Genomic DNA, 13,437 nt, shown 5'->3' with positions numbered 1-13,437 from the left:
TGTGATTGGTATGTCAGGCGGAGCGTTTCAGGGGCAACTTGCCCAGCAGGGTGCGGGCAGCGGCGGCCGCCGCGCGGGCCAGCCTGTTGGCGTGAAAGACGGCGGGACGGACCGGCGTCACGAAGTCGCCCACCAGCTGGACCACTTCGCCCCCGAAGCCCTTCTTGAACTCGTACCCGCCGTGGCCTTCCTCGTCCTGGCCGGAGATGCCGAATGTTCCATAGAAGTTGTACCGCGGGTACCCCTTTTCCAGTGCGTGGAGCATCATGCCCCAGTACAGGGAGGTGGCCCCGTTGAAGTAGATGTAGTCCTGCACGGTGCCGCCGATGACACACACCACCTCATCGCCGTAGCAGACAAAGTGGATAGCGGCCACTGTGGCGACTCCCACGGAGTCGGGGAACCGCTCAATGTCCTTGAGGCTCCGTTCGTAGCTGTCCACGAGGTCCTGGACCACTTTGAGCCGGTTGGCCTTTTTCTTGCTGCCGGTCTCTTCAACCTCACGGCGCAGTTCGGCCGCCGTCGCCGATTCCGCTTCCAGCCGCTCGGTGATGGATTTCCGGTAGGCCGGGATGTCGATCTTGGCCATCATGAGCTTCGTGAACTCCGTGGAGGTGGTCCGGAGAAGGTGCTCGTAGTAGGCGCGTTCGCGGTAGACGAAGCCCTTCTCGTCCCCTGCCCTGCTCAGCGCGCCGTAGAAGTCGTCGAGGGTTTCCAGGGTTGCCTGTTCCAGGAAGACGCCGTTTTTCTCGGCTTTGCGGATGGCCTTGCGGGTCCGGTAGCTGGTGCTCATGATGAGCTCTTCCGCGTCGCTGACGCCTGCGAGGCTTTTGATGAACATCCAGTTCACGTTGACGAAGTCCATGTCCAGTCCCTGGTGCTGGAATCCCAGCCCGGCAAGCCGGGCCACCAGCGGGCGGTTGTCCTCAACCTCGGGGTGTTCCGCGCCGTCGGCATCGCGGGCGATGTACTTGACGTTGGGGGAAATCCGCAGCTCAGCGGCTTTCCGTTCCACGGCGCGTTTGCGGAGGAGTCCGACGACGGCGCCCACGAGGTCTGCGTCCGTGTAGTCCATCAAAGGCCCCTTGGCGCATTCGCACACCGTGTAGCCCAGGCGCGTGGTGGTGTAGTTCAGTTTCCCGGCAGCGACCAGTTCACCATTGCGGCGCACGCCGAAGAGCTCCACCTGCTGGCCGCGGGCACGCTGGAAGGCCGCGAAGTCAACGGACTGGAAAAAGCTGTTATGCGGGTGCTTGAGGGCAAATGCCTCGAATTCTGCGTCGCTGAGAATGGCAAATTCAAGATCGGTGCCGGTGGTGACTGGATTCAAGGGATTTCCTCATTCGCGGTTGTGCGGCCTTGGTAGTGGCAGGCGCAGGGCAATGACGGGTAGGGGGGGGCGGGCCGGCGGTGCAGGGGTTCCACCGGGTGTGTCAGGTCAGTAGAACTGCTGGCCGGTCCGCGCGGTTTCGATCCGGCGGAAGACCTTTTCTGCGCCCTTGACCCAGAGACGGTGCTTCAGGGGAGCAAGAACGTAGTCGTGGCAGCCCACGAAATCGGTAACGGTTTTGGTGAAGCTGGTCTTGAACATGCCCATGCCGTACAGGTTGTGGCTCTTGTCCTTGATCCGGGCGGCAGGCGGCGTGCCGCAGAAGTCGTATTCGGTGCAGCCCAATTCCTGCATCCGCTTGATGGCTGCCCACTGCACCAGGTGCGAGTCGCCGTACTGTTTGCGGTTCTGCGTGGAGCCGCCGTCCTTGTAGGTGGCTTTGGCTCCGTAGTTGATAACGAAGGCGCCCACGCTGGGTTTGCCGTCCTCATAGACGAAGAAGAAGTTGCCCTGGCCGCGGCTGCAGAACTCGTCCCAGAATGCGGCGTAGTACTCGTAGCTGCGCAGCGGCATTGAGCCCTTGGCGTTGACGGTGTCCGCCATCAGGTCATACAGCGCACGATAGGTTTCCGGGCCGGGTTCCTTGCGGAGCACTTCACAGCCTTCCCGCTCGGCGCGGCGGACGGCGTTGCGGGCGCGGGAGGAGATGGCCTTGAAGACGGCTTCTTCCGTGCCGGAAATGTCCAGCAGCGCGGTGGAGTCGTTGGACTGGATGTTGGGTGCCTTGACCAATCCTGCTTCTGCCAGGTGCGCCTGGACGTCGGCTGAGTCAACGAAGTCAGGTTCGATCTTGATGGTAAAGACGTTGAGTTTCCTGGTCCTGGTGAAATCGGCACAGGCTTCAAGGGCTGCTTTCAGGTCCCCGGAGGCAGCAAGGTCGGGGCCTTTGATGAGGTACCAGAGGCGGCCCAGCACCGGGAACCGCTTCTCGAGTACCAGGTTGTAGCTGGCTCCGCCGGAGCTCTCCAGCACCAGGAAGCGGACCTTCCAGCCAGTGCCGTTCTTGACCGACGCATAGGCCGCCGACTGCAGCATATTGCCGCCGTTCGGGTTGGCAGTGACGTGCTTGTCCCAGTTTTCAATTTCCTCGGCGGTGGCAAAACGTGCGGTGAATTCTCGCAAGGGGGCCGTGTCCAATCAGGGTTGTGCGCGGTTCTGTTCTCGTGGCTGCGTGCGGACATGCAGCCTCAAGTCTAAAGCCTGGCGGCGTTCGGGCATTCCAGCCTAATGGGGGTGGGGCTCTTCATTGGGCAAGGGCCAGCGCTGTTCCCACCAGACCACGCCACCTTGACTTGGCAAAGCGTGGTGGCAAGGGTTGAAGCATGCAGCCGCATCCCGGACAGTTGACGCACCCGCAAAACAAAAGCGCTGAGCGGCCGGGCGCCGGCAGGCAAATAGCGGCCCTGGTTGCCCTCGTGGCAGCGTCCTACCTCGTGGCCGGGCTCGGAGCCCTCGCCACCGCGGGCAACGTGGAAGGGTGGTACATCACCGCCGATAAGGCACCCTGGTCGCCGCCCAACAGCGTCTTCGGTCCGGTCTGGACTCTCCTCTACACGGCGATGGCGGTGGCGGCCTGGCTGGTGTGGCGGAAGCGGGCATCCGGTACCAGGCGCGCTCTGACAGCTTACGGCGTCCAGCTCGCACTGAACCTGGCGTGGACCCCGGTATTTTTTGGTCTTTACCCCGCCATTGGGACAACTGCCCTGTGGTTGGCGCTGGTCATCATCCTTGCACTCATCGTCGCGGTCGCGGTGACAGTCCTCTACTTCGGCCCCATCAGCCGCACCGCCGGGCTGCTCCTGCTGCCCTACGTCAGTTGGCTGGTGTTCGCCGCCACGCTCAACTGGTGGGCTGCCGTCCACAACTGACAGGGCACGCCACAACGGACCGGCGCGTCCACTAAGATCGCGGCCGCCGTCAGCACACGGCCACGTTGACGGCCAAGCCACCCATCGCCGTTTCCTTGTATTTGGAGCTCATGTCCCTGCCGGTTTCGCGCATGGTCACAATCACCTCGTCCAGGGAGACGCGGTGGGAACCGTCTCCCCAGAGCGCCATCTTCGTGGCGTTGATCGCCTTGGCGGCGGCGATCGCGTTCCGTTCGATGCAGGGCACCTGCACCAGCCCGCCGATGGGATCGCACGTCAGGCCGAGGTTGTGTTCCATCGCGATTTCGGCGGCGTTTTCCACCTGGGCCGGGGTTCCGCCCATCACTTCGGCCAGTCCGGCGGCGGCCATCGACGATGCCGACCCCACCTCGCCCTGGCACCCAACCTCAGCACCCGAGATGGAGGCCTGCTCCTTGTACAGCACCCCGACGGCGCCGGCGGCGAGCAGGAACCTGACCACGACGTCGTCGCGGTCCTCCTGGGTGGCGTTCTCCATGCCCGGAGCAAAGTGCAGCGCGTAGTACAGCACCGCCGGAATGATCCCCGCCGCACCGTTCGTGGGCGCGGTGACCACGCGGCCGCCAGAGGCGTTCTCCTCGTTGACCGCGAGGGCGATCAAGTTAACCCACTCCTGCCAATACTTCGGGTCCCGGTCCTTGTCCTCCTTCAGGAGCCGGTCATGCCAGTCCGGGGCACGACGGCGGACCTTCAGTCCCCCGGGCAGCAAACCTTCACGCTTGAGGCTGGTCTGCACGCAGGCCTCCATCACTGACCAGATGTGAAGCAGGCCCGCCCGGATCTCTTCCTCGGAGCGGGAGGCTTTCTCGTTGACCAGCATGATGTCGCCAATCGAGAGCCCCTTGGACCGGCAGTGTTCCAGCAGCTCGGCAGCAGTGCGGAAGGGCAGCGGCAGTTCCTTTTTGGATTCCTCGAGCTCCTGCTGCGCGGCGTCCTCCTCACCTTCGCGGACGATGAAGCCACCGCCCACGGAGAAGAACGTGGCGGTGTGGAGGATCTCGTCCTCTGCGTCAAAGATGGCGAAGGTCATGCCGTTGGTGTGCCGCGGCAGGATGGTCAGCGGCCTCAGCACCATGTCCTTCACCCCATACGGCAGCGGCACCGCACCGGCGAGCTGCAGGGTGCCCGTCCCGTCGATGGCCGCCAACCGTTCCTCCACCTCGTCAGGCAGGATCAGCTCCGGATGGTAACCCTCCAGCCCCAGCAGGATCGCGGTCATCGTCCCATGCCCGTGTCCGGTCGCCGCGAGCGACCCATATAAGTCCACCCGCAGCGACGCCACACGGTCCAGGGCACCGGAGGATTTCAGCTCCTCCGCAAAAACGGCAGCAGCCCGCATCGGCCCCACAGTATGAGAACTCGACGGCCCAATCCCGATAGAGAAAAGGTCAAAGACACCAACAGCCATTACTTGTCCTAACTAAGAATGTGCGTGGGTTACGTGGCGGGGTTGGGTGCGACTGGCCTATCTGTGGGGACCAGGAGGGGCCGGCGGAGCCGGACTTTTCGAAAGCCTGCGTCAAAGCGACGAAGGAGCAGCAGGCGTGAAAATGTCCGGTCCGCCGGCCCAAAGCCAGCCACGGAGGTTCCGCGAGGAACGAGCCAGCACGCGCGAAAAATCCGGTCCGCCGGTCACGAAGCCAACCACGGAGCACCAGAGCTACTTGGCGCGTCGATAGAACGGGAGGTTGACCACTTCGAACGGCTCTGCCTTGCCTCGGAGATCAACGTCCAAGGCGGTGCCCACTTCGGTGAACCCGACGTCGACGTACGCCATGGCTATCGGATATCCCAGCGTGGGTGACGGCTGGCCGGAGGTGACTTCGCCGACCACGTTGCCGTCCTTGAGGACCGGGTAGTGCGCCCGGCCTGCACGGCGGCCCAGGCCTTTAAGGCCCACGAGCCTGCGGCCGGACGTGGTGCCGGCACCGGCTGCCTTCTGGGCGGCCAGCGCTGCCTTGCCCACGAAGTCGCCTGCCTTGGAAAGCCCAACGACGGGTCCCAGGCCTGCAGCAAACGGGTCGCCCTGCAGGGACAGTTCGTTGCCGTACAGCGGCATCCCCGCTTCCAGGCGAAGGGAATCGCGGGAGGCGAGGCCCGCCGGCGTCAACTCCCCCTCGTCCGCAATGGCGACGAGTGCCTGCCAAAGGCCCGCGGCGTCGTCGTTCGCTACAAATATTTCGAACCCGTCCTCACCGGTGTAACCGGTGCGGGCAAGCAGGAGGTTCAGCCCGGCGCCTGCCACCAGGAACGGAACCTCGACGGCGGCGTAATACTTCAGCTCTGTCACCAGGCTGTGCTGCGCGGCCGGGACGAGTCGGAGCAGCAGCTCCTGCGCCGTAGGGCCCTGGACAGCGACCAGCGACGTCCCGGCGGAAGCGTCATCAACGACGACGTTGAACCCCACTGTGCGTTCGGTGAGGGCAGCGGCCACCACCGCGGCGTTGCCTGCGTTGGGCACCACCAGGAAAACGTCGCTGCCGTCAGCAGCGGCCGGGCGGCGGTAGGTGATGAGGTCGTCGATGATGCCGCCGTCCTCGTTGCAGATCAGCGAGTACTTGGCCTTGCCCACTGCCATGGCGGAGATCTTCCCCACCAGTGCGTAATCGAGGAAGGCGGCGGCGTCCGGACCCGTGACCCAGACCTCGCCCATGTGGGAGAGGTCAAACAGGCCGGCGCTCCTGCGGACGGCGTGGTGCTCGGCGAGTTCTGAGCTGTATTTCAGGGGCATCTGCCAGCCGCCGAAGTCCGTGAAGGACGCGCCCAGCTTCTTGTGCTCGTCGTAAAGAGCGGTGTACTTCTCAGTCATGGCCCTGGTCCTTAGTTCTCGAACTCGGACAGCGGCGGGCAGGAGCAGATCAGGTTCCGGTCGCCGGCCGCGCCGTCGATGCGGCCCACCGGCGGGAAGTACTTGTCCTGCTTCAGCGACTTCACCGGGAACACCGCCTGCTCGCGGGGGTAGGCGCGGTCCCAGTCGCTGCTGATGGCGGCCGCGGCGGTGTGCGGGGCGTTGCGCAGCGGGCTGTCGGTCACAGTGAAGTCCCCGTGCGCCACTTGGTCGATCTCTGCCCGGATGGAGATCATGGCCTCAATAAAACGGTCCATCTCGCCGAGGTCCTCGGATTCCGTGGGCTCCACCATGAGGGTACCGGCAACCGGGAACGCCAAGGTGGGGGCGTGGAAGCCGTAGTCGATGAGGCGCTTGGCTACGTCCTCGGCGGTGACGCCGGTCTTGGCGGTGAGCTCGCGCAGGTCCAGGATGCACTCATGTGCCACCAGCCCGCCTTCCCCCGTGTAGAGGACGGGGAAGAAGTCGTTCAGGCGCGCGGCGATGTAGTTCGCAGCCAGCAGCGCGGACTTGGTGGCCTCGGTGAGCCCCTGGCCGCCCATGAGCTTGACGTACGCCCACGAGATGGGCAGGACGCCGGCGGAACCGTACTTTGAGGCAGAAATCGGGACGTCGTCGCCTTCGGTCCAGGTGGCCGCGTTACCGGGCATAAACGGTGCCAGGTGTGCCTTGGCAGCGACAGGTCCGACACCCGGTCCGCCGCCGCCGTGCGGGATGCAGAACGTCTTGTGCAGGTTCAGGTGGGACACGTCGCCGCCGAACTTGCCGGGCTGGGCGAGGCCAACCAAGGCGTTCAGGTTGGCGCCGTCGATGTACACCTGGCCCCCTGCCGCATGGATGGCGTCGCAGACTTCGCGGACGTCGGCGTCGTACACACCGTGGGTGGACGGGTAGGTGATCATGATGCAGGACAGTGCGTCCTTGTTCGCCTCGATCTTGGCGTACAGGTCGGCGTGGTCGATGGTGCCGTCGGCGGCGGTGGCCACCACCACCACCTTCATGCCCGCGAGGACCGCCGAGGCGGCGTTGGTGCCGTGCGCGGACGCCGGGATCAGGCACACGTTGCGCTGCTGGTCGCCGCGGGAGTGGTGGTAGCCGCGGATCGCCAGCAGGCCGGCAAGCTCCCCCTGGGAACCTGCGTTGGGCTGGATGGACACCTGGTCGTAGCCTGTGATTTCGGTCAGCTGCGCTTCCAGGTCAGCGATCAGTTCTCGCCAGCCCTCGGTCTGGGAGTCCGGGGCGAAGGGATGGATGGAGGCGAACTCCGGCCAGGAGATCGCTTCCATCTCGGCCGTGGCGTTCAGCTTCATGGTGCAGGAGCCCAGCGGGATCATGGTGCGGTCCAGCGCCAGGTCCCGGTCGCTGAGCTTCCGGATGTAGCGGAGGAGCTGCGTCTCGGAACGGTAGGTGTTGAACACCGGGTGCTGCAGGAAGTCGGAGGATCGTTCGACGGCGGCATCGAGGCCGCACCCGGCGTCACCTTCGGAGTCGCTGGCGGAAGCCCCAAAGGCTTCCAGCCCAAAAGCTTCAAGGACGCCGTCGACAATTTCTGATGTGGTTGTTTCATCAGTGGAGAACCCCACCATGTCGGCGTCGATGCTGCGCAGGTTGATGCCGTTTGCCTCGGCGGCGGCCACGATGCCCGCCGCCTTGCCCGGGACGGAGACCGTGACGGTGTCGAAGAAGCTGGTGTGGAGCACGTTTAGGCCAGCGGCCTTGAGGGCAGCGGCGAGCGTCCTGGCGTGTTGATGCGCGGACTGGGCGATCGCCTTCAGCCCCTCGGGGCCGTGGTAAACCGCGTACATCGAGGCCACGATGGCCAGCAGGGCCTGCGCGGTGCAGATGTTGGAGGTGGCTTTCTCGCGGCGGATGTGCTGCTCGCGGGTCTGCAGGGCAAGGCGGTAGGCAGGAACCCCGGCGGAGTCCTTGGAAACGCCCACCAAGCGCCCTGGCATCGAGCGTTCCAAGCCTTTTTGAACAGCCATGTAAGCGGCGTGCGGGCCGCCATAGAACAACGGAACACCGAAGCGCTGCGCCGAGCCGACGGCGATGTCGGCGCCCTGCTCACCCGGGGGCGTGATCAGGGTCAAGGCCAGCAGGTCCGCGGCAACGGTCACCAGGGCCCCGCGCTCCTTGGCGTCGGCGATCACGGCGCTGTGGTCGAAAACCCTGCCGGAAGCACCAGGCTGCTGAAGCACCACGCCGTTGATGCCGCCGTCGGGCAGGCCCTTGGAGAGGTCCGCGACCTCAACCTCGAAGCCCAGCGCCTCGGCGCGGCCCTTCACGATGGCGATGGTCTGCGGCAGGCAGTCGGCGTCCAGCACTGTTTTGCCGTCCCGCGCAGCGGCATTCTGTCCGGTGGACTTATTCGCCCTCCGCATCATCAGCACGGCCTCGGCCACAGCGGTGGCCTCGTCCAACAGGGAGGCGTTGGCAATGGGCAGGCCCACCAGGTCCTGGACCATGGTCTGGAAGTTGAGCAGGGCTTCGAGGCGGCCCTGGGAAATCTCGGGCTGGTAGGGGGTGTACGCGGTGTACCAGGCCGGGCCCTCGAGGATGTTGCGGCGGATCACCGGCGGCGTCACGGTGTCGTAGTAGCCCTGGCCGATCATCTGCACGGCGGTCTTGTTCTTCGCTGCCAGCCTGCGCAGTTCAGCCAGTGCCTCCACCTCGCTCAGTGCGCCCGCCAGTTCCAGGGCGCTATCCTGCCGAATGTCCTTGGGCACGGCGGTATCAACCAGCGCGTCCACCGTGTCGTAGCCCACGGCCTTGAGCATGGTTTCAACGTCGGCCTCCCGGCGGGCGCCGATGTGCCGGTCGACAAAGGTGGCGGTAGCCGGGGCGGCGGCGGTGGAGGCCGGAGAAGCGGAAGCCGAAGATACAGTCACGGGGAACTCCATGGTTATGGCGGCGTTATTGCACGCCGCATCGATTCGGGTTCCTCCCCGCTCTGTAATTGGACCTGAGAGTTTCCGCGTTGCCTGCTTCCGCTGGCCCCGCTTGCACCGTCGGTGAGCACGGCAGTCCAGGTATCCGGGGACCGGATGCCCCAGGCGGACAGCCTGCTACTTTCCAGAGTTGCCTCGCCGCGGCGGTACATGGGCCTGTGAGATTCCTGGGGAGGTATTGCTCCTACGGCGCCTGCTTGTACCTTCTGGCAGAACTCTCCCGCCGCAGATCAAAGGCTATTCATTTGGGTTTTCCTGGCGGCGGTGAAGGCCCGCACGTGGACCAATTCTCCTATGCCGCGGGCGCAGGAGCAAATACCGGCTAGTCCCTCAACCGCTCGACGGCGGCAAGGAGTTCGTCCACCTCTGCCTGCCTGTCGCCGGGGTTTCCGGAGGGCCCGCTCTCCCACATTGCGTTGAAGTAGAGCCCGTCCCCCATATAGAGCACAGCCTTCGCCATGGCCGCACCCACGTCCTTCCCGATCAGGTCCAGCCATTGCTGCTGGATGGCAGCAAAACGGCGGCGGGCATCCTCATGTGCCACTTCGGCGAGGCGCGTCGCAGCCACAAAGGAACGGTCCATGGGGGTATCGGACCACAGCGATGACCGGATGAAGTAGGCAGCAGCCCCTTCCGGCGCAGCCGCCATGGCGGCGAGGTCCTCCCCTGCCAGGCGATCCAACCGGTCCAGGGTGGCGGTGATCAGCGCTTCCTTGTTAGGGAAGTGGTACAACAGGCCGCCTTTGGAGACGCCGGCACGCTTCGCCGCCGCATCCAGGGTGGCAGCCCTTTCCCCCACGTCAATGAGGAGTTCTTCAAAGGCATCGAGCACTGCGTCTCGGGCTACGGGTTTGCGGGGCATGGTTCCCATCATCCATCGTCGGGCGGGGTTTTTTAACTGTACCGTCTGGACGGTATAGTTAAAGGATGATGTCTTCCGCCACTCCCCCACAGAACATCACCCCTCACACGTCAGCTGCTCCGGCTGAACCGCATTGCGCCAACGAAAAATGGCGGGACTGGCTCGCGCTGGGACTCCTGATGTTCCCGGTCCTCCTGGTTGCCGTGGACAACACGGCGCTGACCTTTGCGCTGCCGACCATCGCGAGCGCGCTGGGCACGTCCGGAGTTGAGCTTCTGTGGATTGTGGACGCGTACCCGCTGGTGCTGGCCGGACTGCTTGTGGCGATGGGAAGCCTGGGCGACCGAATCGGACGCCGCCGGCTGCTTATCACCGGGAGCATCGGCTTCGCAGCCGTTTCCGCAGTAACGGCCTTTGCCCCCAGTGCCGGCTGGCTGATTGCCGGCCGCGCCGCCCTGGGCCTCTTCGGCGCCATGCTGATGCCCTCCACGCTGTCCCTGATCCGCAACATCTTTGTGGATCCGAACCGCCGGCGGCTGGCTATCGCCATCTGGGCCGCGGGGTTCTCCGGTGGTGCCGCACTCGGTCCAATCTTCGGCGGGTGGCTGGTTGAGCAGTTCTGGTGGGGAGCAATCCTGCTGGTGGCCGTGCCCATCATGCTGCCCCTGCTGGCCTTCGGGCCGGCATTCATCCCGGAATCCAAGGACCCTTCGCCTGGCCGGGTGGATGCGCCCAGCATCGTGCTCTCGCTGCTCACCATGGTTCCGGTGGTTTACGGCATCAAGGAATTCGCCACGGAGGGTGCCGGTCCGCTGGCCCTGGGGAGCATGGCCTTCGGCCTGGCAATGGGCACTGCTTTTGTCCGCCGGCAGCAGCGGCTGGCGAGCCCGCTGCTGGACATGTCCCTGTTCCGCAACCGGGTGTTCAGCATGGCCATCACCGCCAATGTCCTGGCCCTGTTCTCCTTCAACGGTTTTATCCTCTTCCTGGCCCAGCACCTTCAGCTCCTCGAGGGCATGTCCCCTTCCGCCGCAGGAGTGGCAATGATTCCAGCGCTGGTGGCAACCGTGGTGGCGGGCCTCGCGGTGGTTCCGGTGGTACGCAGGATCCGGCCGGGTTTCGTGGTGGGCGCCGGGCTGGCCATGAGTGCCGCCGGCTACAGCATGGTGACGTTCGGCAGCCATACCAACGGCCCGGCACTGCTGCTCGCTGCCCTGCTGGTTTTGGCACTGGGCGTGGGAACCGCCGAGACAATCTCCAATGACCTCATCCTCGGAAGCGTGCCACGGGAAAAATCGGGGGCGGCCTCAGCGATCTCGGAGACGGGTTACGAGGTGGGCGCCCTCCTGGGAACTGCCGTGCTGGGCTCCATCCTCACGGCCTCCTACCAGCACAACCTGCGGCTCCCGGAAGGCCTTCCAGCACCCGCCTCCGGGCACGGCAGTGGACATGCCGGTGAAACCCTGGCCGGAGCCATGGAGCTCGCAGCAAGTCTGCCCGCTCCCCTCGCGGACGCCGTCCGGCACGCAGCCGGCGCCGCCTTCGACTCCGGCGTCCACGTCACCGCCGCAATCGGGCTGGTACTGATGGCGACGGCGGCGGTCCTGGCCGCCGTCGTGCTGCGGAAGGTACCCAAGGCACAGTAGGCGGCATGGGCCGCACCACAGGCAGCCCCGCCCGCAGGCACGAAAACAGCGCCCGGCGGCCGGACTTCAAGTCCGGCGCCGGGCGCTGTGTTGCGCTCCTGGAGAGCTACTGCGCGTCGGGCGCGGTCACGCTCGCGGTGGGCTTCATGGTTTCGGCGTTGACCATCCATGCGAACTGCTCGAACTTGGCGATGAACTCGTGCAGAAGGTCAGCCGACGTGGGGTCTTCCTCATCAACTTCATCGTGGACTTTCCGCATGGTGCCCACGGCAGCCTCGAGGGCAGCAACAATCCGCTCGATGGCATCCTTGGTGCTGATCAGCCCCTCAGGGAAGGGAGCGAGACTCGTGGCCTCTGCCACCGTGGAACTGCGCCCGTCAGGGAGCGCGTGCAGGGCGCGCATCCGCTCGGCCGTATCATCAGCGAACTGGCGGGCGGCGTCAACGATTTCGTCCAACTGCAGGTGGAGGTCCCGGAAGTTGGTTCCCACGATGTTCCAGTGGGCCTGTTTGCCCTGGATATGCAGCTCGATCAGGTCCGTGAGCACAGCCTGCAGATTGTTGGTCAGTGTCGGTGAAGCTTTCATGCGTCCTCCTCGATTGGTCCAGTAATCCTGACGCTACCAGCCCCGCGTACGGCAAAGGACGGCACTCCTCGGAAATTTCTCAGTGAGCTTACTAATTTGTTTTTTGGACATAAACGAACGCGGTTCATATTTCCCCTTGCATCCGGGCGGATGGACCCCCCATACTAAATGAACGTCATTCATTTAGTGACCGCCGTCTCAATGGAGTAGCAAACATGATTGAAATTACCTGCCTCGACGCCCCCGCCTCCCTGGCCCGGACATCGCCGTCCGGCCGGCCAGCCCTGCGCGTGGGCGTGGTCCAGCACCGGTGGCAAGCAGACAGTGCAGCCGTCGAGGCCGAACTGAACGAGGGCATCGGCCGGGCCGCCCGCCTTGGTGCCTCCGTTGTTTTCCTGCCTGAGCTGACGCTTTCGCGGTACCCTGCAGACACGCTGCCGCACAACGATCCCGCCGAGGGCCCCACCCGTTCCCGGCCCTCGGATATCGCCGAGGACCTGCTCACTGGCCCCACCTTCCGGTTTACCGCCGACGCTGCCCGGCGCTACGGGGTGTCCGTCCACGCGTCCCTGTACCAGCGGGCCGAAGACCCTGACGGACAGGATGACGGGCTGGGCCTGAACACGGCCATCCTGGTCTCACCCGAGGGCGAGCTCCTGGCACGGACGCACAAACTCCACATCCCGGTTACCGCCGGCTACTACGAGGACAAGTTCTTCCGCCAGGGCCCGGCCGCCGCTGACGCCTACGAGGTCCATGCGCCCGCCGAACTCGGCGGCGCCCGGCTGGGAATGCCCACCTGCTGGGATGAATGGTTCCCTGAAGTAGCCCGGCTGTACTCCCTGGGAGGCGCGGAAATCCTGGTCTACCCCACGGCTATCGGTTCAGAGCCTGACCACCCCGATTTTGATACCCAGCCGCTCTGGCAGCAGGTGATTGTAGGAAACGGCATCGCCAACGGGCTCTTTATGATCGCGCCGAACCGCTGGGGAAGTGAAGGCACCCTGAACTTTTACGGATCGTCCTTCATCTCCGATCCCTACGGCCGCATCCTCGCCCAGGCACCCCGCGATGCATCGGCTGTCCTGGTAGCTGATGTGGACCTGGACCAGCGGAAGGACTGGCTGACGCTGTTCCCCTTCCTCGCAACGCGCCGCCCGGACACCTACGGCCGCCTCACCGAACCCGTCCGCCCGAATGAATCCATCGGCGGCGAGCGCGGGTTCGCGGAGGTCTGCTCGTGACCGCCG

The 13,437-nt window shown here is 65.0% G+C and carries 10 protein-coding genes and 2 riboswitches; of the genes, 3 read left to right on the top strand and 7 right to left on the bottom strand.

What is annotated here, in order from left to right; genetic code table 11:
* Nucleotides 1-13: 13 nt before the first annotated feature.
* Together AC50X7_RS16210 and AC50X7_RS16205 are read right to left on the bottom strand one after the other, a co-directional pair.
* Nucleotides 14-1,330, bottom strand: a complete 1,317-nt coding sequence (locus tag AC50X7_RS16210; protein WP_494979955.1) for a peptidoglycan bridge formation glycyltransferase FemA/FemB family protein — start codon at nt 1,328-1,330, stop codon at nt 14-16.
* 108 nt (nt 1,331-1,438) lie between these two features.
* Nucleotides 1,439-2,512: a lipid II:glycine glycyltransferase FemX gene (locus AC50X7_RS16205; RefSeq protein WP_494979954.1), complete on the bottom strand. Its 1,074-nt coding sequence runs from the start codon at nt 2,510-2,512 to the stop codon at nt 1,439-1,441.
* A gap of 200 nt (nt 2,513-2,712) precedes the next feature.
* Here AC50X7_RS16205 and AC50X7_RS16200 point away from each other — a divergent pair, with 200 nt between their 5' ends.
* Nucleotides 2,713-3,258 (top strand): TspO/MBR family protein, encoded by a 546-nt coding sequence (locus AC50X7_RS16200; protein ID WP_494979953.1) that lies wholly within the window; start codon nt 2,713-2,715, stop codon nt 3,256-3,258.
* 49 nt (nt 3,259-3,307) lie between these two features.
* Here AC50X7_RS16200 and AC50X7_RS16195 read toward each other — a convergent pair whose 3' ends face one another.
* From AC50X7_RS16195 to AC50X7_RS16180, 4 genes are all read right to left on the bottom strand, one after another.
* Complete coding sequence (locus AC50X7_RS16195; RefSeq protein WP_494979952.1) at nt 3,308-4,705, bottom strand: L-serine ammonia-lyase; 1,398 nt, start codon at nt 4,703-4,705, stop codon at nt 3,308-3,310.
* Nucleotides 4,706-4,957: 252 nt separating this feature from the next.
* Entirely contained in the window at nt 4,958-6,106 is a 1,149-nt protein-coding gene (gene gcvT / locus AC50X7_RS16190) for a glycine cleavage system aminomethyltransferase GcvT (protein WP_494979951.1), read from the bottom strand.
* Nucleotides 6,107-6,117: 11 nt separating this feature from the next.
* Entirely contained in the window at nt 6,118-9,045 is a 2,928-nt protein-coding gene (gcvP, locus tag AC50X7_RS16185) for an aminomethyl-transferring glycine dehydrogenase (RefSeq protein WP_494979950.1), read from the bottom strand.
* 40 nt (nt 9,046-9,085) lie between these two features.
* Nucleotides 9,086-9,227: riboswitch (glycine riboswitch) on the bottom strand.
* Nucleotides 9,228-9,326: riboswitch (glycine riboswitch) on the bottom strand. It abuts the riboswitch before it with no gap.
* Nucleotides 9,327-9,415: 89 nt separating this feature from the next.
* The gene (locus AC50X7_RS16180; RefSeq protein ID WP_494979949.1) at nt 9,416-9,955 is read right to left on the bottom strand and encodes a TetR/AcrR family transcriptional regulator; all 540 of its coding nucleotides are present in this window, start codon (nt 9,953-9,955) and stop codon (nt 9,416-9,418) included.
* Nucleotides 9,956-10,020: 65 nt separating this feature from the next.
* Here AC50X7_RS16180 and AC50X7_RS16175 point away from each other — a divergent pair, with 65 nt between their 5' ends.
* The gene (locus AC50X7_RS16175; RefSeq protein ID WP_494979948.1) at nt 10,021-11,601 is read left to right on the top strand and encodes an MFS transporter; all 1,581 of its coding nucleotides are present in this window, start codon (nt 10,021-10,023) and stop codon (nt 11,599-11,601) included.
* Nucleotides 11,602-11,707: 106 nt separating this feature from the next.
* Here the strand turns inward: AC50X7_RS16175 and AC50X7_RS16170 are convergent, their stop codons facing one another.
* Nucleotides 11,708-12,187 (bottom strand): Dps family protein, encoded by a 480-nt coding sequence (locus AC50X7_RS16170; protein WP_307096509.1) that lies wholly within the window; start codon nt 12,185-12,187, stop codon nt 11,708-11,710.
* A 215-nt stretch (nt 12,188-12,402) separates the two neighbouring features.
* Between AC50X7_RS16170 and AC50X7_RS16165 the strand changes: the two genes are divergently transcribed.
* The gene (locus tag AC50X7_RS16165; protein WP_494979947.1) at nt 12,403-13,431 is read left to right on the top strand and encodes a nitrilase-related carbon-nitrogen hydrolase; all 1,029 of its coding nucleotides are present in this window, start codon (nt 12,403-12,405) and stop codon (nt 13,429-13,431) included.
* The last annotated feature ends 6 nt before the right edge of the window (nt 13,432-13,437 follow it).

This window comes from Pseudarthrobacter sp. Hb11 (assembly GCF_059383655.1).
Note: the sequence above shows the minus strand (reverse complement) of the source record. Positions and strands in the feature narration are given on the sequence as shown.

What these genes read in the sequence shown, in the direction of transcription:
- AC50X7_RS16200 (WP_494979953.1), top strand. Translation starts at nt 2,713, where the DNA reads ATGCAGCCGCATCCCGGACAGTTGACGCACCCGCAAAACAAAAGCGCT.
- AC50X7_RS16195 (WP_494979952.1), bottom strand. Translation starts at nt 4,705, where the DNA reads ATGGCTGTTGGTGTCTTTGACCTTTTCTCTATCGGGATTGGGCCGTCG.
- gcvT (WP_494979951.1), bottom strand. Translation starts at nt 6,106, where the DNA reads ATGACTGAGAAGTACACCGCTCTTTACGACGAGCACAAGAAGCTGGGC.
- gcvP (WP_494979950.1), bottom strand. Translation starts at nt 9,045, where the DNA reads ATGGAGTTCCCCGTGACTGTATCTTCGGCTTCCGCTTCTCCGGCCTCC.
- AC50X7_RS16180 (WP_494979949.1), bottom strand. Translation starts at nt 9,955, where the DNA reads ATGCCCCGCAAACCCGTAGCCCGAGACGCAGTGCTCGATGCCTTTGAA.
- AC50X7_RS16175 (WP_494979948.1), top strand. Translation starts at nt 10,021, where the DNA reads ATGATGTCTTCCGCCACTCCCCCACAGAACATCACCCCTCACACGTCA.
- AC50X7_RS16170 (WP_307096509.1), bottom strand. Translation starts at nt 12,187, where the DNA reads ATGAAAGCTTCACCGACACTGACCAACAATCTGCAGGCTGTGCTCACG.
- AC50X7_RS16165 (WP_494979947.1), top strand. Translation starts at nt 12,403, where the DNA reads ATGATTGAAATTACCTGCCTCGACGCCCCCGCCTCCCTGGCCCGGACA.